This window comes from Thermococcus sp. (genome assembly GCF_027011145.1).
In the GTDB taxonomy this organism is placed as follows: Archaea; Methanobacteriota_B; Thermococci; order Thermococcales; family Thermococcaceae; genus Thermococcus.
Map to the genome: position 1 here is coordinate 1 of NZ_JALVAO010000038.1, position 23,904 is coordinate 23,904.

23 protein-coding genes and 3 tRNA genes are annotated in these 23,904 nt (G+C 51.7%); 15 read left to right on the forward strand and 11 right to left on the reverse strand.

The window, feature by feature from the left end:
* The first annotated feature begins 467 nt into the window (after positions 1 to 467).
* The 3 genes from MVG27_RS03840 to MVG27_RS03850 all read left to right on the forward strand — a co-directional run bounded on the left by MVG27_RS03840 (position 468) and on the right by MVG27_RS03850 (position 2,264).
* Entirely contained in the window at positions 468 to 821 is a 354-nt protein-coding gene (locus tag MVG27_RS03840; protein ID WP_297556244.1) for a hypothetical protein, read from the forward strand.
* A 487-nt stretch (positions 822 to 1,308) separates the two neighbouring features.
* Positions 1,309 to 2,019 (forward strand): MBL fold metallo-hydrolase, encoded by a 711-nt coding sequence (locus tag MVG27_RS03845; protein ID WP_366078714.1) that lies wholly within the window; start codon positions 1,309 to 1,311, stop codon positions 2,017 to 2,019.
* Positions 2,016 to 2,264, forward strand: coding sequence for a DUF504 domain-containing protein (locus MVG27_RS03850; RefSeq protein ID WP_297548012.1), 249 nt, complete (start codon positions 2,016 to 2,018; stop codon positions 2,262 to 2,264). Before MVG27_RS03845 ends, MVG27_RS03850 begins: the two co-directional genes overlap by 4 nt.
* Here MVG27_RS03850 and MVG27_RS03855 read toward each other — a convergent pair.
* Positions 2,253 to 3,218: a DUF835 domain-containing protein gene (locus tag MVG27_RS03855; RefSeq protein WP_297548010.1), complete on the reverse strand. Its 966-nt coding sequence runs from the start codon at positions 3,216 to 3,218 to the stop codon at positions 2,253 to 2,255. The genes MVG27_RS03850 and MVG27_RS03855 overlap by 12 nt on opposite strands.
* A 70-nt stretch (positions 3,219 to 3,288) precedes the next feature.
* Between MVG27_RS03855 and MVG27_RS03860 the strand changes: the two genes are divergently transcribed.
* Both MVG27_RS03860 and MVG27_RS03865 read left to right on the forward strand, forming a co-directional pair.
* The gene (locus MVG27_RS03860) at positions 3,289 to 4,053 is read left to right on the forward strand and encodes a YchF/TatD family DNA exonuclease (protein ID WP_297548008.1); all 765 of its coding nucleotides are present in this window, start codon (positions 3,289 to 3,291) and stop codon (positions 4,051 to 4,053) included.
* The gene (locus MVG27_RS03865; protein ID WP_297548006.1) at positions 4,050 to 4,337 is read left to right on the forward strand and encodes a DUF3216 domain-containing protein; all 288 of its coding nucleotides are present in this window, start codon (positions 4,050 to 4,052) and stop codon (positions 4,335 to 4,337) included. The genes MVG27_RS03860 and MVG27_RS03865 overlap by 4 nt, the downstream gene beginning before the upstream one ends.
* Here MVG27_RS03865 and MVG27_RS03870 read toward each other — a convergent pair.
* Together MVG27_RS03870 and MVG27_RS03875 are read right to left on the reverse strand one after the other, a co-directional pair.
* Entirely contained in the window at positions 4,334 to 5,866 is a 1,533-nt protein-coding gene (locus MVG27_RS03870; protein WP_297548004.1) for a dihydropteroate synthase-like protein, read from the reverse strand. The two genes, MVG27_RS03865 and MVG27_RS03870, sit on opposite strands and share 4 nt — an antisense overlap.
* Positions 5,867 to 5,950: 84 nt before the next feature.
* Entirely contained in the window at positions 5,951 to 6,598 is a 648-nt protein-coding gene (locus MVG27_RS03875; protein ID WP_297548002.1) for a PHP domain-containing protein, read from the reverse strand.
* 120 nt (positions 6,599 to 6,718) lie between these two features.
* On the opposite strand from MVG27_RS03875, the gene MVG27_RS03880 reads away from it, so the two are divergent.
* The 6 genes from MVG27_RS03880 to MVG27_RS03905 all read left to right on the forward strand — a co-directional run bounded on the left by MVG27_RS03880 (position 6,719) and on the right by MVG27_RS03905 (position 13,422).
* Positions 6,719 to 7,150: a cobalamin B12-binding domain-containing protein gene (locus tag MVG27_RS03880; RefSeq protein ID WP_297548047.1), complete on the forward strand. Its 432-nt coding sequence runs from the start codon at positions 6,719 to 6,721 to the stop codon at positions 7,148 to 7,150.
* Between the two features lie 35 nt (positions 7,151 to 7,185).
* Complete coding sequence (gene meaB, locus MVG27_RS03885) at positions 7,186 to 8,160, forward strand: methylmalonyl Co-A mutase-associated GTPase MeaB (RefSeq protein WP_297548045.1); 975 nt, start codon at positions 7,186 to 7,188, stop codon at positions 8,158 to 8,160.
* A gap of 4 nt (positions 8,161 to 8,164) precedes the next feature.
* Positions 8,165 to 8,566 carry a methylmalonyl-CoA epimerase gene (gene mce, locus MVG27_RS03890; protein ID WP_297548000.1) on the forward strand — a complete coding sequence of 134 codons (402 nt, stop codon included), beginning with the start codon at positions 8,165 to 8,167 and terminating at the stop codon, positions 8,564 to 8,566.
* A gap of 157 nt (positions 8,567 to 8,723) precedes the next feature.
* Positions 8,724 to 9,146, forward strand: coding sequence for a DUF835 domain-containing protein (locus tag MVG27_RS03895; protein ID WP_297547998.1), 423 nt, complete (start codon positions 8,724 to 8,726; stop codon positions 9,144 to 9,146).
* 44 nt (positions 9,147 to 9,190) lie between these two features.
* Positions 9,191 to 12,757, forward strand: coding sequence for a chromosome segregation protein SMC (gene smc, locus MVG27_RS03900; protein ID WP_297547996.1), 3,567 nt, complete (start codon positions 9,191 to 9,193; stop codon positions 12,755 to 12,757).
* Between the two features lie 2 nt (positions 12,758 to 12,759).
* A complete protein-coding gene (locus MVG27_RS03905) occupies positions 12,760 to 13,422 on the forward strand; it encodes a ScpA family protein (protein ID WP_297547994.1) in 663 nt (220 codons plus the stop codon).
* On the opposite strand, the gene MVG27_RS03910 is transcribed toward MVG27_RS03905, so the two are convergent.
* Entirely contained in the window at positions 13,368 to 13,853 is a 486-nt protein-coding gene (locus tag MVG27_RS03910) for a hypothetical protein (protein WP_297547991.1), read from the reverse strand. The genes MVG27_RS03905 and MVG27_RS03910 overlap by 55 nt on opposite strands.
* Before the next feature lie 67 nt (positions 13,854 to 13,920).
* Between MVG27_RS03910 and MVG27_RS03915 the strand changes: the two genes are divergently transcribed.
* Together MVG27_RS03915 and MVG27_RS03920 are read left to right on the forward strand one after the other, a co-directional pair.
* The gene (locus tag MVG27_RS03915; protein ID WP_297547989.1) at positions 13,921 to 14,277 is read left to right on the forward strand and encodes a DUF5658 family protein; all 357 of its coding nucleotides are present in this window, start codon (positions 13,921 to 13,923) and stop codon (positions 14,275 to 14,277) included.
* Positions 14,278 to 14,311: 34 nt separating this feature from the next.
* Positions 14,312 to 16,693, forward strand: a complete 2,382-nt coding sequence (locus MVG27_RS03920) for a DEAD/DEAH box helicase (protein ID WP_297547987.1) — start codon at positions 14,312 to 14,314, stop codon at positions 16,691 to 16,693.
* Positions 16,694 to 16,720: 27 nt separating this feature from the next.
* On the opposite strand, the gene MVG27_RS03925 is transcribed toward MVG27_RS03920, so the two are convergent.
* Positions 16,721 to 16,808, reverse strand: a tRNA-Leu gene (locus MVG27_RS03925).
* Positions 16,809 to 16,916: 108 nt separating this feature from the next.
* On the opposite strand from MVG27_RS03925, the gene MVG27_RS03930 reads away from it, so the two are divergent.
* Together MVG27_RS03930 and MVG27_RS03935 are read left to right on the forward strand one after the other, a co-directional pair.
* Positions 16,917 to 16,994 (forward strand) — tRNA-Lys (locus tag MVG27_RS03930).
* 71 nt (positions 16,995 to 17,065) lie between these two features.
* Positions 17,066 to 18,274, forward strand: coding sequence for a DEAD/DEAH box helicase (locus MVG27_RS03935; protein ID WP_297547985.1), 1,209 nt, complete (start codon positions 17,066 to 17,068; stop codon positions 18,272 to 18,274).
* A gap of 111 nt (positions 18,275 to 18,385) precedes the next feature.
* Here the strand turns inward: MVG27_RS03935 and MVG27_RS03940 are convergent.
* The 6 genes from MVG27_RS03940 to MVG27_RS03965 all read right to left on the reverse strand — a co-directional run.
* Positions 18,386 to 18,472, reverse strand: a tRNA-Ser gene (locus MVG27_RS03940).
* A 16-nt stretch (positions 18,473 to 18,488) separates the two neighbouring features.
* Positions 18,489 to 18,797, reverse strand: a complete 309-nt coding sequence (gene rpsJ / locus MVG27_RS03945; RefSeq protein ID WP_297063503.1) for a 30S ribosomal protein S10 — start codon at positions 18,795 to 18,797, stop codon at positions 18,489 to 18,491.
* A gap of 46 nt (positions 18,798 to 18,843) precedes the next feature.
* Positions 18,844 to 20,130, reverse strand: coding sequence for a translation elongation factor EF-1 subunit alpha (gene tuf / locus MVG27_RS03950; RefSeq protein WP_297547983.1), 1,287 nt, complete (start codon positions 20,128 to 20,130; stop codon positions 18,844 to 18,846).
* Between the two features lie 269 nt (positions 20,131 to 20,399).
* Positions 20,400 to 22,598, reverse strand: coding sequence for an elongation factor EF-2 (locus MVG27_RS03955; RefSeq protein WP_297547981.1), 2,199 nt, complete (start codon positions 22,596 to 22,598; stop codon positions 20,400 to 20,402).
* Positions 22,599 to 22,697: 99 nt separating this feature from the next.
* Positions 22,698 to 23,774, reverse strand: a complete 1,077-nt coding sequence (locus MVG27_RS03960) for an HD domain-containing protein (RefSeq protein ID WP_297547978.1) — start codon at positions 23,772 to 23,774, stop codon at positions 22,698 to 22,700.
* A gap of 4 nt (positions 23,775 to 23,778) precedes the next feature.
* On the reverse strand, positions 23,779 to 23,904 hold a 126-nt coding region (locus tag MVG27_RS03965; protein WP_297556246.1), incomplete at its 5' end, for a GTP cyclohydrolase, FolE2/MptA family.

Sequence of the window (23,904 nt, forward strand, 5' to 3'; positions counted from 1 at the left end):
AAAACCCCTGTAAAAACCCTTTTTACCTGGCCAATTCTTCAGGGTGGGAACCCCAATCCAACGGAAAGCGCGATTGACATCCTTTGATTGGAATCAATGAGAGAAAACTTCATGAATTGTCCGATTTCATGAGTTGGACTAAATGAAACCTTGTATTTTACAAATCCAAAAACTGGACAATACTTGTTCTTTCTTCTCGTTGATTCCAATCAATGATAACTCCCAGCATAGATTTGGATCCATCCCAAAAACAAGAACCACTCCTATTTTCTACAGGCCTAAGTCAATGCTTTCAAAAATTAGTAGAATGTGCGTGTTTAGTGTCTTTTTCTGCAAGGGGGCTCTTTTGGTCTCTTGATTTCCTAGGTAAAGTTAAGCGAATACTACGGGACTTAATAGAATCTGGTCCCGCAACCTAGAGGTATGTTTTTATTTGTAGAATGATACTACAAGATTGGGGGATTAAGATGAAGGTAATAGTCTGGGGCGATGGAATCAGTTTAAACTTTGTGAAAAGCGATAAAGTCCTCAAGCTAAAAAGAGGGGGCGTAGACATGGTGGCGCCGGCAGAGTGGAGGAGTTTACCTTGTTTAAACTGCCAAGAGGTTGAAGAGAAGTTAATTGGGGCTTATTTGAAGGGCAACAGTAGGGCTATTCTCGTGGCTTTACCTGGTGGAAATAGAACTGGATTTGTTTATGAAATTGCGGCGATAGAGGAGCTATTAAAAGAAGTTTTCGGTAATGAAGCTTACTTAACTGACTTTAGAATAGTTAATAGAGAGGAGAATCAGAAAAGCCAAATTGAGGTTCAAGTTCTCTGAAGGACTCGAAGAGAGTTCCGGAGAATTCCATTCTAGGACTTTTTTTTCTAGAGATTTATTTTATGAAAACAAGTTCAGTTTTTAATTAGCTCCAGAAGATACAATTGCTTCTAGGACAACACTTGGGGCCTCTCTGTCGTGAATTATTTTGGGAGTTGTTAATACCTGCTCAAAAAAGTTAGTTGCTTGTTGATAACTTCAGATTAAAGGACCCAGAAATTGGGCGATGAATGTTTTAAAGGGCCTTTAAATGTGCTCTCTAAAGCTTTTTAAAGGCCTCTGTACTTGAAATTAACGAGTTGAGGCGATGAATCAATGACTTGGGCGATGAGTTCCACTCCCACCAAAAAGCCGTATTCGGTAAATAAAGCCCGTTCCGGGCTTTTAGATTGCCGGGGCGATGAAGAGATTCATCCCTCCTGACGGGGACTCGCTCCCCCCGAGATGAAGACGCGGTCCCCCCTCGAGCCCTTTTGGAGGTGGGAGCTTGGAGAACCTTGAGGTAATTTACCCCGACCTGTTCCCCGTAGAGATTCCGCCGAACACGGTGATGCTCAAGGGGCTAAACTGGGACTCAAACGTCTACCTCTTCCGGTCTGGAAAGGAGGCACTGGTGGTTGACACAGGAACCGGGAGAAACGTGGAGCGCTACTTTTCCCTCTGGCTCAGTGAAGGCTATCTCACCGGACTGAAAAAAGTCGTGATTTTCAACACCCACGAACACTTCGACCACATTGGGGGAAATCTCAGGATGAAGGAGCTCTTTGAAAGGCTCGGCGTCGAGGTTACCTTCTCGGCCCATAGAATAACCGCCGAGGTCATTGAAAGGGCAGAGAGTCGCATCATTCTCGACTACGCATACGGGGAAAGGTTCCCGGGCCATGAAGTCGAGCTGAAGCTGAGGGACGGCGATTACATCAAAATAGGGAAGAGAAAACTCCTGCTAATCCATACACCGGGCCACACCGCTGGAAGTTCGTGCCTCTACCTAGATGGAGAAGTGAAGCTAATCTTCACCGGCGACACTATATTCAAGGGCACCGTTGGAAGAACGGACCTGCCGACGGGAAGCAGGGAGGAGCTGAGAAAGAGCGTTGAGAGACTGGCCGAGCTCGATGTGGACTTCGGACTGCCCGGACACGGGTGGATTATAAAGGACTGGCCTGAAAACATTGAAAGGGTGATGAGGCTCCTATGAGGAAGGGCTCTTTGAAGGAGGTTCTGGCAAAGATTAAACACGACCCCAGGGAAGATGAGAGGAATTACTATATCGTCATTGAGCATCGGGGGGCCTACGGAAACGAGAAGAAAATTCCCGTTGAGATGATAGAGCTGGGGCACGGCTACTTCTTCATCGGAGAAACCCAGATTCCCTACCACAGGGTCCTGCGCGTTGTTAGGAAAGATGGAAGGGTTGTGTGGGAAAAACGCTCAAGAGATTAACTCAAGCTCCGACGTTAAAATCGCCCATTCCCTCTTCTCGAATGCATCTGGAATGGCCGTTGCTATGAGATAACCCTCGTTTAGTATCGCCAGATCCTTGATGTAGAGGACAAAATCAAGGGTCTCCCTGAAGCCGAGCTGAGTAACAAGGTAGCTGAGGTTCTGAATGAACACAACTCCCCTTCTCTCTTTCGAAGCACACTCCTTGAAAAAGTGAGCTATTTCTCCCCTAACGTCAGGCAATAACTCGGGAGGAACTGCATTCTCTACCTCAGCCTTTGTAATCCACAGGACTTTCCCGCAGTCCTCAATGAATTCAGAAAACTTTCGAGGGTTGTCTCGAACCAGTGCCAGCAGTCTCTTCGGTTCGTCCAGAAAGTCGAGGAGGAAATATCTGGCTTTAACGTCATCGGTGAGGAGATACGCACCGGAATCGAGTTCCCAGGGAGAAGAACGCCTGTGCTCAAAGGCTTCTATGAGTTCAGATACGCTCTTTATTTCCTCATAGTGTTTTTGCTCCATAATCATAAGACTAAGGGCAAGTTCTCTTACTTTCTCGTCTCTGGCAACGCTCGCGAGCAACTCGTAGGTCTGCTTTGCGAAGAGCTCGCTCTCCATGCAGTAGCGCAGTGCAGATGCGTAGTCCTTGGCGTTTTCGAACTTTGGGTAGAACGGATAGACCTCAACAGGGGGAATATCAACTTTAACAGGCTCTTCATTGGGAAACAGCCTATCAAAAAGGTTTCTTAGGGTATTTTCGTGAAGCTTACTTTCTTCGCTCATTTTCTCGAAGAGAACCTTGACACTTCGTCTCTTTGCCCGTCTTGCCAACTCCGCGTAATATTTAGCCTCTTCTTCTTCGTTAAAGATTGCATAGCTTAAAAGCTCCTTCGCTGAGAGATTTTTCAATCTGTTGACGATTTCTCTCATTATCTCACTTGGATCTCGCTCCATTTTCTAACGCCATTATCCCTATCGGAAATTCAAAAGAAAAGTTTTTCTATGAGCGAGCCTACCGACTCCCATGATTGACGCTCACGCGCACTTCGAGTTCTACAAGAAGGAGGCACCAAGGGTCATCGAGGAGTGCCAGAGAGAACTGAAGGCAGTTGTGGACTCCATAACCGAGTACCGGAAGGCCCACGTCTGGAAGAGCTGGGAGCTACTGAGACCGTACTTCGGCTTTATCTTTCCCACCCTTGGCTACCACCCAAACGAAGCGCGGAGAGGCAACTGGGAGAAGGTGAAGAAGGTCGAGGAGTTCATCCTTGGGCACAAGGACGAGATAGTCGCCATCGGGGAGATAGGCCTCGACTACCACTACGCGGAGAACGAGAAGCAGAGGGAAAACCAGAGGGAAATCTTCAGGCACTTCCTTGGGCTCGCCCTCGAACTCAACCTTCCGGTTGTGATACATGCGAGAGATGCAGAAAAAGAGGCTTACGAGCTCGTCCAGAGGGTCGGGGTCAGGGCATACTTCCACTCTTACGCCGGAAGTGTTGAGCTGGCCAAAGAGATAGTCGAGAACGGCCACCTGATTGGCATAAACACGGGGATAGTCTTCATCCCAGAGGTGAAGGAGGTTGCCGAGGCTATAGACCTCGATTACCTGCTCACTGAGACCGATTCACCGTACATGAGCCCCTTCAAGGGACAGCGTAACGTCCCGTGCAACGTCCGCGTTGCCATCGAGTGGATAGCAAAACTCCAGGGGCTTGAGTTTGAGGAAGTGGAAAGGGAAACCGAAAAAAACGCCGTCGAGTTCTTTAAGATGGAGGTGGAGCTATGAAAGTTGAGGAAGTCGAGAGAGTAAAGGCCATTCTGGAAGAACTTGGAGAAAGAGAGCTAATCGAACGCGTTGAGTCATTTGTGAGGCTGAACGAAGGCCTTGAGACCAAGAAGGGCGAGGACTACATAAGGCTCTCGATTCTAAGCTTTCTTGAGGGCCTACTTATGAGCCTCAAACTAAAATATCCCGGGAACGAAAAACTGAGTGAGCTATACTCGGAGATAAGTGCAAAGAGGGCCGAGCTTGACGAGCTCTTCAGGAAACCGGCGATGCAGAACCTTTAGTAGAAGTCGGGAAAAAGTTCAACCTCCTGAACGTAGCTCCTCCTTATCTTTAGAGCAGTTTTAGCCCTCTCCAGCTCCCTTCCGAGGTAAAAGGCGTGCCTCGGGCTTATCTCAAAGTGCTCCAGAATCGTGTCGATTATCGCGTTCGGTTCGTCGCCGACGATTGTAAGAATTGCCTCCGTCCCGCGATGAGCGTTGACCCAGATTCTCCCGTCCTCGACCCATATCCTGAAGTAAACGGGCTCCAGCCTAACAGGCCTCTCCTTTGCCTCGACAATCTTTTGGGTGGGTTCAAATTTCCAGTCATTGGCCCTCTTCTCCTTTAAAATCAGAAGGTCGAAGCCGAGGTCCTTGGGCATATCGAAGAGGTTCATGTCCAAGGCTCGTTTCAGCTCCCTGATCGAGCCCCTAGCCTTTGCGCTCGTCTCGGTTGTCAGGAGCAGGTTTATCGAAAGCTCCCTTGAGATTCCAGCAAGGAGGGCGTTTATCCCGACGCTGTCCGCATCGTATAGCTCAACCACGTTGCCGACTCCGGCGAGCAGAACGTCGTCGGGGTTCCTTTCGCGGTAGAGCTGGAAGGCAGTTATGGAACGCGCAAGGTATGGCACGTGCTCGAGGATTAGGTCCGGAATGACCGTTTTGTAGCCCAGCCCAAGGGCCCTTTCCTTGAGCTCCTCCAGGAACTCAACCCTCTCCAAAGGCTTAACCGGGAAGAAGCCCCTCCTCTGGTTCGTCGGGATTAGAACCACGGGCTTTTCCGTTACGAGTTCCTCAACGTTTCCGGCATCAACGCTCAGGAAGAGGTCGGCGTAGTCCAGAGCCATCTCAATCTCAGCCGTGTTGAGGGAGTCGAAGCTAATCGGTACTTCAAAGCCCTTCTCCATGAGTTGCTCGCGGATTTCCGGGATTTCCTCGATGAAGTCTGGATTCGTCTCCCCGGCCACCATGCCGATGTCTATTATGTCAGCACCCTCACGGAGGTAGTAGAGGGCCCTCTCAACGGTCTTTTCAACGCCGAGCCTCGGGGCATCGACGACCTCGCCGAGAATCCGGGCCGGAAAGTCCCTCCCAGCTGGCAGGTTTCCAATGAGAACGTTCCAGGGCCTTTTTAGGGCCTTTTCAATGTAGCGCCTATTCCGTGTTCTGTTCCGGATGTCCTCTGCTTTTTTCAGGCCGTCGAGGGAGAAGAGCTCATCGGCTGGCTTTTCCCTGCTCAGCTTGAAGCCCTTCCTCAGGGCCTTAAGTATCTGGGGCAAATCCATAGCATTCCTAGGGCCCTTGAACGTTGGAACCCCAAGTTCGTCCTCTATAACCTGAGCGGAGCCCCGAACGAGGCCGGGGATTAGAATAAGGTCGTAGTTTCCTCTCTTGATTCCGGCCTTTTTGAGGTAATGGACTATGAGCTCAGGTGTGAGGAAGGCCGCGACGCTGACTGGTGTAACGAAGACGTCGCAACCCTCACCGTACTTCCTGACGAGGGGCTCGGCGAGCCTGCCCGTAACCAGCAGAATTTTCTCGGGCCTCTTCATGGTCGAATGTTGGGGTTTTGGCTTAAAAGCCCTCGGCCGGTAGGTGGCTCATCACATCTCAGCCGGGAGTAGCTCGTCATCGGGCTAAAGGTACTCACTGAATAGTAAATCCTCCAGCCTTCCTCCGGCCTTTTTGAAAAGGTTTACACTCCAGCCAACGTTTCCAACATTCTCCGGCCTGTGGGCGTCGCTGGCAAAGGTAAGTTTAACCCCCCGTTTAATGCACTCCCTAACGAACTCCAAATCGGGAACGCGGTAGCTGGAGCTTATCTCAAAGGCCTTACCGTTTTCTTCGGCGAGTTTTATTATCTCAAGGAGTTCCTCCCAGAGGGGGTAACCTATGTAAGGAAAGTTCGCCCCAAAGTGGCCTATCACGTCAACGTTCTCATCGGTGAGGGCGATCCTGACGAGGTTCAGGTATTCCTCAGGCCGTTCAACCCACTCGTGAACGCTCGCAATCACGAAGTCCAGCTTTCTCGCCATCCAGCCAGGGACATCTACACCGTTCGGGGTTATGTTCCCCTCCACTCCCGCTAAAACTGTTATGTCGCTTTCCCTGCCCCAGCGCCCGATTTCACCCAGATAGGCGTTGAAGCTTCCCTCACTCAGGTAGTGGACATGATCCGTTATAGCAACCAGTAAGAGGCCTTTCATTTCGGCCTCGGCTATGTTATCAACGACCTCACCTTCTCCGTCCGAGTAAAGCGTGTGAGTGTGAGCATCGTGAAGCATGGTAGATGAGACTCTTTTGGGTTTAAAACACTTATGGACAAAATATCCAACGTAAAGATAAGTCTTGAACTTTGACAAAGGTTTAAATATTCACACGTCCAATTTTCTGCGGTGGTGTTCATGGTTGAGCGCTCAAAGGTTCGCGTTGTGATAGCGAAACCCGGTCTTGACGGTCACGACAGAGGAGCGAAGGTCGTTGCGAGGGCTTTAAAGGAAGCCGGTTATGAGGTTATCTACACGGGAATAAGGCAAACACCGGAGCAAATAGTTGAGACTGTAATTCAGGAAGATGCCGCCGTTCTGGGCATAAGCATACTCTCTGGGGCACACATGGTTCTGATTCCAAAGATAATCAAGCTCCTCGAGGAGAGGGGGATAAAGCCAAACGAGGACATAGTCATATTCGCCGGGGGTATAATCCCGCCCGACGACGCGGAGGAGCTTAAGAAAATGGGTGTTGCGGAAGTGTTTGGCCCTGGGACTCCATTAAAGACGGTGATAGAGTTCGTTGACAAGGCAGTTGAAAAACTAAAGAGATTCAAAAACGCTTAACTTTATATTTATTCAGCTGGATAATTTCTCCAGTGATGAAAATGGAGAGTGTAGAGTCATTGATCCAGCTGGCCCTATCAGGGGATAAAAAGGCAATAGCAAGGCTGATAACCCTCGTTGAAAACGATGAGGATAAGGCGAGGGAAATAATACGGAAGATTTACCCGCACACCGGCAGGGCGTATGTTGTCGGGATTACAGGTCCGCCCGGCTCGGGAAAGTCGACGCTTCTTGACAAGCTAATAAAGCTGGCCAGAGAGGATGGCCACAGGGTCGGGGTCATTGCCATTGACCCTACTTCGCCATTCACCGGGGGCGCTTTACTGGGAGACAGGCTCAGGATGCAGAGGCACTCCACGGACCCGGGAGTTTTCATAAGGAGTATGGCAACCAGGGGTTCCCTTGGCGGTCTGGCAAAAGCCACTAACGATGCTATAAAGGTTCTGGACGCCTCAGGCTACGACCTGATATTCGTCGAGACGGTTGGAGTCGGCCAGATTGAAGTTGATATAGTCAAAACAGCTGACACCGTCGTTCTCGTGACCGTTCCGGGTCTCGGCGATGAAGTTCAGGCCATAAAGGCCGGCCTCATGGAGGTTGCCGATATTTTCGCCATCAACAAGGCCGACAGGGAAGGCGTCGAGATGGTTTACCTGGAACTCAAGATGGCGCTAGAATTCGAGAGGGACAAATGGAAACAGCTCAGCTGGGAACCCCCGATAGTTGAAACGACAGCATTCACCCTCAAAGGCGTTAGACCCCTGTGGGAGGCAATAAAGAGCCACAGGAAGCACATGGAGGAGAGCGGAAGGTTGAAGGAGCGCAGGGCTTTCCGCGCCAGGGAGGAAGTGAAAACAATCATAGCATCGTCAATAGCAAAAAGAGTAGAGGAAAAACTTGAGAAAGGGGAGTCCAGAGAACTTATTGAGAAAGTTGTGGAGAGAAAGCTTGACCCCTATTCAGCCTCTCAAATTATCATGAAAAAACTTAAAGCGGATCTCTGGGGGTGATTGGATGTTTAAGAAGATAGACCACGTTGGTATAGCCGTTAAGAACCTGGAGGAGGCCATAAAGGTCTGGGAGGGCCTTGGGCTCAAGGTTGACGAGATTGAGGAAGTCCCGGACCAGAAGGTCAGGACAGCGATAATCCACATTGGAGAAAGCAGGATTGAGCTTCTTGAGCCGACCACTGAAGACTCGCCAATAGCAAAGTTCATAGCCAAGCGCGGTGAGGGGATACACCACATAGCACTCGGCGTTACGAACATTGAGGAGCACCTTAGGGAGCTCAAGGAGAAGGGCTATCGGCTCATCGATGAGGAGCCTAGGATTGGAGCCGGTGGGGCCAAGATTGCTTTCGTACACCCAAAGGCTGTTACCGGTGTTCTTCTCGAACTCTGTGAGAGAAGTGAGTGAACTTTGAAAGTATTGCATTGAATTTTCTTTTCTTCAATTTAAAACTTAAATTGTTATCTAATTGGCCAGTAAAACTTATAAACAGATTGTCTCAAGTACTAGTAGACCAACTTAGATGTTCCAATGTGTTCTATAATTCATGAGGAAGTGGCGACATATGTTCCTACGAAGAAAAACCCATGGAAAATTCCGTAGGGTCATAAATTACAGGACACTTCCAGCCATACTAGAAACTATCTCCGATAAGAAAATTCTCATAACCCGAAAAATGCCGGGCGAGATCCCAACTCAAAATATAGTTCATATATGGGTAACAAGAGTAAGACACCCAAACGCAATTGAACCAACTAACCTCTATGTTATAGAGCAAAAGGTTTGGAATGCACTGCTGGATAATTCTGGCACAGTCATTCTAGATGCCTTTGAGTACCTGCTCCTTGAGAACGGCCTTGAAAGAACACTTCGCTTTGTGGGAAAGCTGAGAGACATGGCAATCCTTTCAAATTCGGATTTTTATGTAACTGTTAGTGACGGGATAGATGAAAGAATCCTTGCAATGTTAAAAAGAATCGTTGAGTGAGGTTTATATATCATCCCTCCCCCTTCTCCACTTAGGTGTGAGCTATGCCTTACATCGAGAAGATAGAAATGAAGGGTTTCAAATCCTACGGTAACAAAAAGGTCGTTGTTCCGCTCGCAAAGGGTTTTACCGCCATAGTGGGTGCAAACGGTTCTGGAAAGAGCAACATCGGTGACGCCGTTCTCTTCGTTCTGGGGGGCCTCTCGGCGAAGGCCATGCGCGCGAGCAGGATAAGCGACCTAATCTTCGCGGGTTCAAAAAGCGAACCCCCAGCGAAATACGCCGAGGTGGCTATGTACTTCAACAACGAGGACAGGGGTTTCCCGATTGATGAGGATGAGGTCGTAATCAAGAGGCGCGTTTACAAGGATGGGAGGAGCACATACTGGCTCAACGGAAAAAGGACGAGCAGGAGCGAGATAATAGACCTCCTGAGCGCGGCCATGATTTCTCCAGATGGTTACAACATCGTCCTTCAGGGGGACATAACGAAGTTCATCAAGATGTCGCCAACAGAGAGGAGGCTCATAATAGATGACATCTCGGGAATAGCCGAGTACGATTCCAAAAAGGAGAAAGCCCTGAAGGAACTCAAGCAGGCTGAGGAGAACCTTGCGCGCGTTGACCTGCTCATAAGGGAAGTCAAGGCCCAGCTCGACAAACTCGAAAAGGAGCGAAACGACGCCTTAAGATACCTCGACCTCAAGGAGAGAGTGGAGAGGGCGAGGGTTACTCTTCTCCTCGGGGAAATTAAGAGACTTGAAAACCTGATTGAGGAAGAGGGCGCAAGGGACAGGGAGATTGAGGCGGAAATAGAGGCCCTAAACGCTAAACTCAAGGAGATAGCGAAGGAAATAGTGGCCAAGGAGAGAGAGCTTGCCGAAGTCGAGAGGGAGCTTGAGGAGAAGAGCGAGGACGGGATTCTGGAGGTAACGAGGAGGATAAGCGAGGTAAGGTCAAAGATTGAGATGGCCAGAAGGAACATTGAGAATGCCCAGCGGGAAATCGAGGAGAGCCAGAGGAGACTCGCGAAGGCCAAGGACGAGCTCAAGAGAATAGGTGAGGAGATAGAAAAGAGCAGAAACGCCATTAAGAGATGGTCTAAGAGAAGGGAGAAGCTCCTGGCCGACATAAAGAGCCTGGAAAGCGTGAGGAACGAGCTGGTTGTAAAGCTCGGTGAGATTGACAGGCGCTACTCCCTCGCCAGGGAGGAGTTTGATAAGGTCGTTGAAGAGCTTGAAGAGGCCAAGAAGGGCCTCTACATGAGGGAAAGCGAAATCGAGAAGTTCAGGGAAGAAATCGAAAAGGCTAAGGCCAGGATAACAAAGGCCCAGCTCAGGAGGAACGTCCTCCGCGAAAAGATTGAGGAAACGAAGAGGGCACTCGAAGAAAAGCGCTCCGAGCTGTCCGAGGTTGACGGAAAGCTCTCAAAGGCCGAGGCGAGGCTCAGGAAGCTTGAAAAAGAACTCGAGGAGAAGACGAGAGGACTCAGAAAGATTGAACCCGAACTTGCGAAGGCAAAGGAAGAACTCATAAAGGCCGAAGCCCAGAGAGAAGTCAGGGGTAACCGCGCCGTTGAGTTCCTCAAGGCCAGCAACATCCCCGGCCTCTACGGGTCCCTGGGCGAGTTGATAACCGTCAAAGACGGCAGGTATTCCCTGGCGGTTGAGGTGGCCCTCGGCGGAAACTACGACAGTATCGTTGTCGAAGACGACAGGGTTGCTGAAAAAGCGATAAGGCTCCTCAAGGAAAGGAAACTCGGGAGGCTGACCTTTCTACCCCTCAACAAGATAAAGCCCCGCTCGATGAGAGAAAACCCCGCCCTCGGAGTTCCGGCCATGGACGTCGTTTCCTACGACCCCCGTTTTAAGAACGCTGTAGCATATGCACTCGGCGACACGCTCATCGTTGAGGACATGGACGAGGCGAGAAGCGTTGGCATAGGCAGGGTTAGAATGGTGACCCTTGGGGGGGAGCTCCTTGAGAGAAGCGGTGCCATAACAGGCGGTCACTACAGGCCGAGGGGCAGGCTCGGTGTAAACGTCGAGGAGATTAGAAGGAAAGTTGAGAAGCTTGAGCGTGAAAAAGAGGCGATTGAAGCGGAGATAAACTCCCTCAAAGCCGAGAGGAAGGGGCTGGAGAATACAATCTTTGAGCTCCGCATGAAGAAGAGCGAGCTATCGAAGGATTTACAGGTTCTCCAGCGGGACCTCGAGAGGCTCTTGGCAGAGGACAGAGCCCTGAAGGAAGAAATAACGGAGAACGAGAGCCTGATTGAGACCCTCACATCAAAGATAGAGGAAGCAAAGGGCGAGATGGCAAAGCTCCGTGGAAGAATTGAGAGGCTCGAAAAGAAGAGGGAGAAGCTCAGAAAGGCCCTTGACAACCCGGAGGCAAGGGAACTCAACGCCAGAATCAGGGAAGTTGAAGGGGAAATTAGCAAACTCAAAGAGGAGCTCAGCAGGGTGGAGAGCAAACTTGAGGGGCTTGAGAGCAGGATAAACGAGGAACTCCTCCCGAGAAAGGCCGACCTCGAGGAGGAAATTGAGGGGCTGATAAACAAGATAAACGCCCTTCAGGCAAACATAAAGGAAAACGAGGAGGCTATAACGAGGCTTAAAGCCGAGCTGGAAGAGCTGAAAAAGGCGGAGGAGAACGTAAAGGACGAGCTGAAGGAGCTCCGCGATAGGCGTGAGAGGCTGAAGAAAACGATAGCGGAACTGAGGAAGGAGAAGGACGAGCTGAGCAACAGACTCCAGGAGCTGAGGATAGAGGCCAACACCCTCAAGATAAAGCTGGCACAGGCCCAGAATACGCTCAAAGAGAAGAGAAACCAGCTCAAACACTTCGACGCGAAACTGATTAAGTCCATAAAGGAAATCCCACTGGAGCTTGAGGCCCTAAGGGAAGAAATCGAGAGAATGGAGGAGGAGATACGCTCCCTCGAACCCGTCAACATGAAGGCCATCGAGGACTTCGAGGTCGTTGAGAGGCGCTATCTCGAGCTGAAGAGCAAGCGCGAGCAGGTTCTTGCCGAAAAGGAAAGCATAGAGGAGTTCATCGAGGAGATAGAGGGCCAGAAAAAGCAGGTCTTCCTTCAGACGCTGGAGGCGATAGCGAAGAACTTCTCAGAGCTGTTCGCCAAGCTTTCCCCCGGCGGGGAGGCGAGGTTAATCCTTGAAAACCCAGAGGACCCGTTCGCAGGGGGCCTTGAAATTGAGGCAAAGCCCGCCGGAAAGGACGTCAAGAGGATTGAGGCAATGAGCGGTGGCGAGAAGGCGATAATAGCACTGGCCTTTGTCTTTGCGATACAGCGCTACAAACCGGCGCCCTTCTACCTCCTCGACGAGATAGACGCACACCTCGACGATGCAAACGTCAAGCGCGTTGCGGATTTGATTAAAGAAGCCTCGCAGGAGAGCCAGTTTATTGTAATAACCCACCGCGACGTCATGATGGCCAACGCCGACAGGATTATAGGGGTAACCATGAGGAACGGCGTCTCCAAGGTCGTCTCGCTCAGCCTTGAGAAGGCCAGGAAGATACTCGAGGAGATTAGGAGGAAAAGCGACGAGGAGCACAGGGAGATGTTTGGCCGTCTGGAGGGCTGAGAATGGAATCGAAAAGGGAAGAGGAAATAACGCCCATTGACATACTCCTCCAGCTCGTTCAGATGGGACGCGTTGACCCGTGGAACATAGACATCGTTGACCTGACCGAAAAGTACATCCAAAGGCTCAGGGAGATGAAGGAGCTAGACCTCAGGGTCTCAGCGAGGGCAATACTTGCCGCTTCAATCCTTGTGAGAATGAAGAGCGAGGCGTTGCTTTACGAGGAAGAGGAAGGGGAAGAGGAAAAGGAAGAGGAAAAGATTCGTGTTGAAGTTGAGCCACTGGCCCCTCCCCTCAGGAGAGTCGAACGCTACTACACATTCGATGATCTCATAGAGGCCCTGATGGACGCACTTGAAGAGGCGGAGAGGAGAAAACCGCGGAAGAGGAAAAGGGAAGAGATTGAGGAAGAAGTGTTCGTCGTTGACGACTTCAGGGTTGATATCGAGAAACACGTCAACAGGCTCTACGAGATAGTCAAAAGGCTCTACGATGAAACGAAGAGGCCGATAAGGTTCTGGGACCTGGTGTTCGACAACACCCCCAAGGTCATCGCGAGAACTTTCCTCTACCTGCTTTTCCTCGCGAACATGGGAAAGGTTGACCTAGTTCAGGAGGAGCCCTTTGGGGAGATACTTGTGGTGCCCCTCGAAGGGAACGCCTGAGTTTCAAACTTTTCCCTTTCACCCTTCTTGGCCGGCCGGAATGTTATCGCGAGGAGGGGCCTCTCGCTACCCACGTAGAGGCTTTTCTTTTCCCTGTTAATATAAAAACAATATGTGCCATCGGGGATTTCACTCAAAAATTTAAGGGGAACGGTTTCCCTAACGATTCTCCCGTCAAGGAAGACGCACCGGTAGGCATCTCTCAGCTTCTCGACCCTCTTTCGTATTTCCTCCTTGGGGAGCCTTTCACACTCTAGTTCAACGCAGACGAGGCTCTTTTTCCCGTCCGTAAAAATTACAACCCCCTCTTTCAAGTCAATTCTAACCGAGCGGTCGAGGAATTCCCAGAGATGGGCGTAGATTCTTCCGATTTTCCTCTTCTTTGCGAGCCTTTTGACGAGCCTTTCCATGGCGTGGTTCGTGAGTAGCATGTTATTGACTTGGGGAAAAGGTTTAAACCATTCACCGTGTAGGTTCTTATGTAGGTGGTAACCACTCATGAGAGTATCAAACTCCCTGCTCATAGCCCTCTTCCTCATGGCCTCGCTAGTGGATTTGACAACGACCCTCTACGGTATTGAGATAGGATTCTCCGAGGCCAATCCCGTTATTGCCCACAGGCTGGACGATGTTCCTTCCTTTGTCCTCAGTTACATGGCGTACACCCTTCTTGGGACGGCCCTGCTGTGGTTTTCCCTCAAGATGGGCCAGTTTTCACGTGCGTTCAAAGCCTTCGCCCTGCTCTTCGTTCTCCTGAAGACCTTTCCGGCCATTAACAACGTTCTCCTCCTAGCTAGAGTGCGACATCTATCCCCCGTTTTCACCCTCGCCTGGAAGTTTCTGAGCTCGATATGAGAAGCTTTTTATCTCCACTCTCGTCACTTAGAGTATGGGCTATCTCAGGAGAGACCTAATCGAACCCCGAGTTTATCAGGAGGTAATATACGCCCGCTGTAAGGAGCGAAACTGCCTCGTTGTTCTGCCCACCGGGTTAGGGAAGACCCTCATAGCGATGCTCATAGCCGACTACAGGCTCTCGAAGTATGGGGGAAAGGTTCTCTTTCTGGCCCCTACGAAGCCCCTCGCGGTTCAGCACGCGGAGAGCTTTAAAAAGCTCTTCAACCTCCCGCCGGAGAGGATAAACGTCCTCACCGGAGAGCTTTCTCCCGAGAAGAGAAGGAAGCTCTGGGAGGAGAGCGTAGTAATCACAGCTACTCCTCAGACAGTTGAGAACGACATCCTGACCGGTAGAATTTCCCTGGAAGACGTCGTTCTGCTCGTTGTAGACGAGGCCCACAGGGCGGTGGGTAACTACGCCTACGTCTTTATCGCGAAGGAGTATCTTAAGACGGCGAGGCACCCCCTCGTTCTGGGCCTGACGGCTTCACCCGGTAGCGACGAGGAGAAGATAAGGGAAATAGTTAACAACCTCGGTATCGAGCGCATAGAGGTGAGAACCGAGAGTTCTCCCGATGTGAAGCCCTACGTCCAGAGGATAGCCTTCGAGTGGGTAAGGGTTGAGTTGCCCGGGATATACAAGGAGGTCAGAAAAATTCTCCGCGAGATGCTGAAGGAGAGCCTTAAGCCCCTCGCAGATGCCGGTTTAATAAGCTCCTCTTCTCCAGACGTTCCAAAGAGGGAAGTCCTACTGGCCGGCTCGAAGATAAACCAGGCGATAGCTAAGGGAGATTACTCCATAGGCCACCTTAAGAAACACCAGGCCAAGGCCATGAAACTCCATCATGCCATCGAGCTCTTGGAGACGCAGGGTCTAACTGCACTCAGGAACTACATCAAAAAGCTCCGCAAAGACCGCTCAAAATCGAGCAGGGAACTCATAGAGGACCCCCGCATGAGGAAGATAACCTACCTCCTCGTCCAGGCCAAGGAGAGTGGAATAGACCACCCGAAAATGGAGAAGCTTAAGGAGATAATCCGCAGGCAACTTGAAGAAAAGCCGAACTCCAAGATAATCGTCTTCACAAACTACAGGGACACGGGTAAAAAAATCGTGGAAGAGCTTGAATCAATGGGAATTTCCGCCAGACGGTTCATAGGCCAGGCCAGCAGGAGAAGTGACAGGGGAATGAGTCAAAAGGAGCAGAAGGAAGTCCTTGACGCTTTCTCCAGGGGAGATTTCAACGTTCTCGTTGCAACAAGCGTCGGCGAGGAGGGCCTTGACGTCCCGGAGGTGGATTTGGTCGTCTTCTACGAGCCGGTCCCGTCGGCAATAAGGAGCATTCAGAGGCGTGGCAGAACCGGCAGACACAGGCCCGGCAGGGTAGTCATCCTCATGGCCAAGGGGACTCGCGATGAAGCCTACTACTGGAGCTCCCGGAGAAAGGAGAGGGGAATGTTCGACGCAATCAAGAGAATCACCAGAGAACTCGAAAAGAAACGTGAGAAGGAGGGTAAAATAAAGGAAAAAGCTCCGGAGAGTGCGCCGATGGGAAAGGGCAAAATAACACCCCTTGATGCATTTCTAAAGTTAAAACGGGAGAGACCTAAATCTGCTAAAGTGAGTGAGGGTAAAGGGAATCAGAAGGCCGAAAAGGAAAAAGCTGAAGCCGAAAAGCACGCTGGAGAGCTCCCGATAAAGCCGATTTTCGTGAGAAAGCCGAAGGGCATAGTTGTCTACGTTGATTCCCGCGAGCTGAGGAGCGGTGTTCCTAAGCTGTTGAAGGAACTCGGCGCCGAAGTGGAGGTTAAAACTTTGGACGTTGCCGATTACGTGGTCAGCGAGGATGTTGGAATAGAGAGGAAGAGCGCCAACGACTTCATTCAGTCCATCATAGACGGCAGGCTCTTCGACCAGGTCGAGAGGCTAAAGAGGGCCTATGCAAAGCCCGTCATCATAATCGAGGGCGAGCTCTACGGCATCAGGAACGTTCACCCAAACGCGATAAGGGGGGCCATAACAGCCGTAACGCTCGACTGGGGCGTTCCTGTGCTTTTCTCCTCGGGCAAGGAGGAAACCGCCAGCTACATTTACCTCCTGGCGAAGCGAGAGCAGGAGGAGAGGAAGAAGGAAGTCCGCTTGAGGAGCGAGAAGAAAGCCTTAACGCTGGCGGAGAGGCAGAGGCTAATAGTAGAGGGCCTGCCCAACGTCTCCGCAACGCTGGCGAAAAGGCTTTTGAAGCACTTTGGCAACGTCGAGAGGGTTTTTACGGCGAGTGAGGAGGAGCTCAAGGAAGTCGAGGGCATCGGAGAGAAGAAAGCTAGAGAAATAAGGAAGGTCATCACCGCTCCATACGTCGAGGACGAGGAATAAGGAGTTTTTTAACTCTCAGAAAGTTTCTGGTGCGGGGGCGGGGATTTGAACCCCGGAACCCCTACGGGACGGGACCCTCAATCCCGCGCCTTTGACCAGGCTCGGCAACCCCCGCGTTGCCAAATATAGGGCAGTAGTACGGTTTATAAATTTTTCTGTATATTGTCAGAAGATTTTACCGAAAGATTTATAAACACGCTTCTCCTCTATGGTCTCGGGTCGTGGGCCGGTAGCTTAGCCTGGTTAGAGCGGCGGACTCTTAATCCGCAGGTCGGGGGTTCAAATCCCCCCCGGCCCGCCAAAGCGCGTTTCTCCTCGGCGCGTTCTGAGAAGGGGCGCGTTTGAGACTTCAGCGTTAAGGAGATTTGGAAAATGAGTTTTAAGGAGCTTGGCTTATCGGAGGCCTCAGTTGAGGCCGTGGGGAAAAAGGGCTTTTTTGAGCCCACCGACGTTCAGAAGGAAGTCATACCACTGATTCTCCTCGGGAAGAACGATATTGTTGGTCAGTCGAAAACTGGCACTGGAAAGACGGCGGCTTTTGGTCTGCCAATCCTCGATATGGTTGAGGCCGGACAAAGGAGAGTTCAGGCTCTTATCCTTACCCCAACCAGGGAGCTGGCAATTCAGGTGAGTGAGGAGCTCCGCTCTCTTCGCGGAAAGCGAAAGATTGACATCTACGCGGTCTACGGCGGTCAGCCAATAGGCCCTCAGATAAGGGCACTTAAAACGGCCCAAATAGTCGTTGGAACACCCGGCAGAGTTCTCGACCACATCAGGCGTGGCACCCTTAAGCTCGACTCCCTTCGCTTCTTCGTCCTTGACGAGGCCGATAAGATGCTGGACATGGGCTTTCAGGAGGACATCGAGGCGATTTTCAGGGCAACACCCAGAAAGAAGCGCGTTATGATGTTCTCGGCGACGATGCCGATGGAAGTGCTTTTACTCGCCAAGAAGTACATGAGAAACTCGGAGGTTGTAATCGTCAGCAGGGACGAGCTCGTTCCGGGTGAGGTAGAACAGGAGTTTGTAGAGACCGTTCCCGCAAGACGCTATGGAATCCTGCGGAAAATTCTTAGCGGTGACTTCTACGGTATAGTTTTCTGCCAGACGAAGGTGGAAACAAGGGAGCTGGCTGAAAGGCTTAGAAAGGACGGCTTTAGGGCTGATGTCCTCAACGGTGACATGAGCCAGCCATCCAGGGAGAAAACCTTCAGGCGCTTTAAGGAAGGTAGAACAAGGGTTCTGGTTGCGACGGATGTTGCCGCTAGGGGTCTGGACGTCCCCGAGATTACCCACGTTGTTAACTACTCCATACCGATGAACGCGGAGCAGTACATCCACAGGATTGGGAGAACCGGGAGGATGGGCCGGAGGGGTAAGGCGATAACATTTATTCAGCCAGGAGAACTGAGAAGGTTTAGGCACATAGCAAGGCAGGCTGGCGTTGACGTCAGGAAGTCAGAGCTGAGCGAAGAACTGCCCAGGGAGTACCGCGAGATGGTTAGAAGGGATGAGCTTGAGAAGGAGTACAGGCGAAGATGGGGAAAGAACAGGCCGAGACAGAGGAGAAGGCGCCATTGAACTGCCCTTCATTTCCCTCTTCTATTTTCGTTGCGAGCATTGAATAAAGAGAGCGAGCTTTTCTGCGTCACAACAAAGGTTCTTAACGAGAAAACGGTGATAGAAGGGTTTTGGCGCCGGGGCAGGGATTTGAACCCTGGCGGGCAAACGCCCACGGACTCTCCAGGCCCGCGCCTTCCCAGGCTAGGCTACCCCGGCGCATAAAGGAGAGGAATCAGGAGATGAGCTCAATCTCGATGGTGACGTCCTCGGGAACGCGGATGCGCATAATCTGGCGCATGGCCCTTTCGTCGGCCTCGATGTCGACGAGCCTCTTGTGAACGCGAAGCTCCCAGCGGTCGAAGGTGGCCGAACCCTCTCCGTCCGGGCTCTTTCTGGTGGTTATCCTTATCCTCTTGGTCGGGAGCGGTATCGGACCACTCATCCTGACACCGGTTCTCTCGGCTATCTGCTTAATTTGGTCTGTGACCTCGTTGAGGGCCTTGATGTTTGTACTAGCAAGCTTAATCCTCGCCTTCTGCATTTCCGTCCCTCCTAAGGTTTAGGAAGTAAAGGAAAGGCCGGAGAAATCACTCGGCCTTCTGGATGGAGATAACCATACCGGCAGCGACGGTCTGGCCCATGTCACGGATGGCGAACCTACCGAGCTGTGGTATCTCCTTGACCGGCTCGATGACCATGGCCTTGGTCGGCCTGAGTATGACGATGGCTGAGTCACCGGTCTTGATGAACTGCGGGTTCTCTTCAACGATGTTTCCTGTTCTCGGGTCGAGCTTAGCAAGGAGCTGCTCGAACCTAACAGCGACCTGGGTGGTGTGGGCGTGAAGTACCGGGGTGTAGCCAACTGTAATAGCGGTTGGGTGGTTGAGGACGATTATCTGGGCCTTGAAGGTGTCCTTCGGCCTGACAACTGTCGGCGGGTTGGTGGTGTGTCCGGCAACGTCACCGCGCTTTATGTCGTTCTTACCAACGCCACGGACGTTAAATCCGATGTTGTCACCCGGGTAAGCCTCCTGGAGTGGCTCGTGGTGCATCTCGATGGACTTGACTTCACCCTGGATGGGCTTGTGGAAGATTGTTGAAGCTGGCTCGAAGATGACTACGTCGCCAACCCTGAGAACACCGGTCTCAACCCTACCAACTGGGACGGTACCGACACCCTTGATGGAGTAGACGTCCTGAATCGGTATCCTGAGAGGCTTGTCGACTGGCTTCGGTGGCTCGGGTATCTGGTCGAGGGCCTCGATGAGGGTTGGACCCTTGTACCAGGGCATCTTGTCGCTCCTCTTGACGACGTTGTCGCCTTCCCAAGCGCTAATCGGAATAACCGGGAAGTCCTTGTAGCCGAGCATCTTGAGGAGCTTCTCGACCTGGGCCTTGACCTTCTCGAAGACCTTCTGGTCGTAGTTGACCATATCCATCTTGTTGATGGCGACGATTATGTGGTTTATACCCAGGGTCCTGGCAAGGAAGGCGTGCTCCTTGGTCTGGGGCATGACACCATCGGTGGCAGCGACCACAAGAACTGCAGCGTCAGCCTGGCTGGCACCGGTAATCATGTTCTTAACGAAGTCTCTGTGGCCCGGAGCGTCAATGATGGTGATGTACCTGTGCGGAGTCTCGAACTTGGTGTGGGCGACGTCAATGGTGATACCCCTCTCGCGCTCCTCCTTGAGCCTGTCCATGACCCAAGCGAACTTGAAGGACTTACCCTTCTCACCCATCTCCTCGAACTTCTTGATGATGTTCTCCGGAATGTTGGCGGTATCGAAGAGCAGTCTTCCGATGGTTGTACTCTTTCCGTGGTCGACGTGGCCGATAAACACTATATTAACGTGTGGCTTCTCCTTTGCCATTTTCAAACACCTCCAAATTTTGGTCTAGTCCGATTGACTAGGACGGCTTTTTAAATTTTTCGAACCTCAGCCCCCTCGAGCGGGAAACCCGCCGTTTACGAGGGGACCTCATGAGTTCCGACCCTAACTTGAGGGGGGAGTTTAAAAAGTTAACTAATCGCCTTTGAACGCGGATTTGTTAAAATTTGGACTTCTCTTTTCTGAGTGAAAGGATTAGGCCGAGAACGAACCAAAATTCTAGAATTGAGAAAGGGAAAGGAATTGGAAACTCACTGCTGTGGGCAGACGTCCTTCTCGGTCGGCGGATTCGGGTCGAGGCCCTTCCTCTGGCGTATCTGCCTGATAATCTGCTGGGCCAGCTCGTTCGGAACGCGCTTGAAGCCCGCATGTTCAGTGCTCCAGAGGGCCCTTCCGCTGGTTGCACCACGTATCGCTCCCGCGAATCCGAACATCTCTGCAACTGGAGCCTCGGCGATGATAATCATGACTTCTCCTTCCTGCCTCATATCGATGAGCTGACCGCGCCTCTGGTTGATTTCCCTGCTGACGGCACCCATGTACTCATAGGGCACGTTGATGATAACCTTCTGGTAGGGCTCGTAGAGGACCGGACCGGCCTTCATCATGGCACAGTGGATGGCAGTCCTTATGGCCGGGTATATCTGAGCCGGACCGCGGTGGACGTTGTCCTCGTGTATCTTGGCATCGTGGAGCCTGACTATGACCTTCATGACTGGCTCTTTAGCGAGCGGTCCCTCGTCCATGGCCATGTGGAAACCGTCAACGAGTAAGTCCATGACCTCGTTGAGGTACTGGATACCCTTGGTGTTGTCGAAGAACATGTTACCGTTGTAAACGTCAACGATGCCCTTGGCCATCTCGTAGTCCATGCCAAGTTCAGCTAGCTTCTTTGCTACTTCCTTCGGGTTCTTGGGTCTACCCTCCGGGATGATACCCTCCTTGATGGCCTCGTAAATCTCGTCGGGCATTGGCTCGACGGTTATGTAGAACCTGTTGTGCTTGTTCGGGCTCTTTCCTTCGACGATTGGGCTCTTCTTGGTGACGCTCTCGCGGTAGACGACTATCGGCGGTGAAACGTCAACGTCAATCTTCCAGTCTTCCTTGAGCTTGACGAGCTTGACCTCGAGGTGGAGCTCACCCATACCACTGAGGAGGTGCTGGCCGGTTTCCTCGTCAATCTTGACGTGGAGCGTTGGATCTTCCTTGGCGAGCTGTCTCAAAGCCTCGATGAGCCTCGGCAAATCTTTGACGTTCTTGGCCTCAATGGCGACGGTAACCACCGGCTCGCTGACGTAGTGGAGGGCCTCAAACGGCTCAATAGGTTCTTCCGCAACGGTCTCACCGGCCATGGCGTCGCGCAGACCGGTAACCGCTACAATGTTTCCGGCCGGAACTGCTTCCATGTTAATCCTCTCGGGACCCATGTAGATACCGACCTGCTGGATTCTAGCTTTTCTCTTGCTGTTGATGAGATAAACCTCTTTACCGCTCTTGACGGTTCCGCTCCAGACACGGCCGGTGGCGACCTCACCGGCGTGCTTGTCGATGATTATCTTGGTCACGACCATGACCATCTTGCCCTTCGGGTCACACTTGAGCATAGCCTGGCCGACCTCGCTATTGATATCTCCCCTCCAGAGGTGTGGAATCCTGTACTTCTGGGCCTCAAGCGGATTCGGAAGGTGCCTAACGACCATATCGAGAACCACGACGTGGAGCGGAGCCTTCTGCCTGAGTGTTTTGAGATCACCGGCGTTGGTTAGCTCGACGATGTCCTTGAAGGTAACGCCTGTCTTCTTCATGAAGGGAACGCTGAGGGCCCAGTTGTAGTAGGCACTTCCAAAGGCGACGCTACCGTCCTCAACTTTGACCAGCCACTGGTTCTTGAACTCCTCCGGGGCGTAGCGCTTGATGAGTCTGTTGACGTCGGTGATTATCTTGGCGAAGCGGTTGAGTATCTCGTTCGGGCCGAGCTTGAGCTCCTTTATGAGACGGTCAACCTTGTTGATGAAGAGAACAGGCTTGACGTATTCTCTGAGGGCCTGCCTGAGAACGGTCTCGGTCTGGGGCATGACACCTTCAACTGCATCAACCACGATGATGGCACCGTCTATTGCCCTCATAGCTCTCGTAACGTCACCACCAAAGTCAACGTGACCCGGAGTATCAATCAGGTTGATAAGATAGTCCTGTCCCTCGTAGTTGTGAACCATTGAAACGTTGGCCGCGTTGATTGTAATACCCCTCGCCTGCTCCTGCTCGTCGAAATCTAAAACGAGCTGTTTTCCGGCAAGTTCTTCGCTAATCATTCCCGCTCCAGCGAGCAGGTTGTCGCTGAGTGTTGTTTTACCGTGGTCAATATGAGCGGCGATACCCATGTTCCTGATTCTCTCAGGTTGGGTCATCAGTTCTTTAATCTTCGCAATCATCTCTTCCCTTCTTCCCATAACACACCACCTTTGGATGAGCTTGTCGGCTTAACTTAAAAGGCCCGGTTATAAAGCTTTTCCCAGGTGAGAATAGAGGCAAGCTCCATGTTCTTTAAACTACTTAAGGGTTTTTGATACAAACTCCCTGACCTTTTCCCCAATGTCCTCCCTCGCGTAAATTCCCCACCGCCAGTGGCTTTCCTTAGCCTCGACGAGGGCCTTCACAACCGGCGAGACCTCACTGAGACGCTTGATTTCCCCGTTGCATTCGACGAAGGCGTTACGTTCCTCGAACTTGGGCATCTTGGGGTAGTCCAGCAAGGCGAGGTGGTCAAACTCTTCCTCAAGTTCTTTCCTCAGTTCCTCAACGAGCTCCGGCTCAAGCCTTTCACTGCTCCAGAGGACGCGTTTGTAGAGCTTCCGCTCATTTATCGCCCCTATCAGCTCTCTAACTTCCCGCCTGTCGCTCGCCCTGAGCCTTGCAACGAGGTCAATCTCGTCCATCTGTCGTATTTCCCTCTCGGCAATTCCTTCGAGTTCAACGGCCTTGCAGAGCATCGCGCCGGCTATCCTTGCGGTATGGTGCTGGTAAACCGTTGGGTACATCATGCTCCTCGATATCAGGAGGTTCTGGCCGGCCATTATGCCCTTCTCGCCGAGAACCAGTCTTTCTCCGTCCCACCTGAGATTCCTGATGAGCCTCTCAAGGTCAACGAGGCCGTAGGCAACGCCGGTGTAGTATGCGTCCCTCACAAGGTAGTCCATTCTGTCCGCGTCTATATCACCACTCACGAGCGGATGCTTAAGGAAACCAAGGAACTCCCCAATAGAAAACCGCTCCCTCAGAACGTCTCCGACTTCGCCGTGTTTTATGAGCCAGCGCGTGTTCTCCTCGTGCCTCGGGTAGAGACATTCGAGGGTGTGGGAGAAGGGATAGTGTCCAAGGTCGTGGAGAAGGGCCGAGTAAACGACTCCCTCCCCTATTTCTGAGTTCCTAGCCCGTATCAGTCTAGCTATGTGGAAGGTCCCCAAGGAGTGTTCAAAGCGCGTGTGTCTGGCGGAGGGATAGACGAGGAAAGCCAGACCGAGCTGGGTAATCCTCCTGAGCCTCTGGAACTCCGGCGTGTCAACCAGTCTAACGGCAAAGTCATCAAGCTCGATTCCGCCGTGTATTGGGTCGTGGACGAGTTTCATCGTCTCAGCTCCACGTTTCCGCGATAACGTCGTGCTTGTGAATGCTCTCGTTGCTGATAACTCTAACGTGGATTTTGCCCCTGAACTTCTCCCTCGCCTTTACAAAAATCTCCCTGGCAACGTCCTCGAC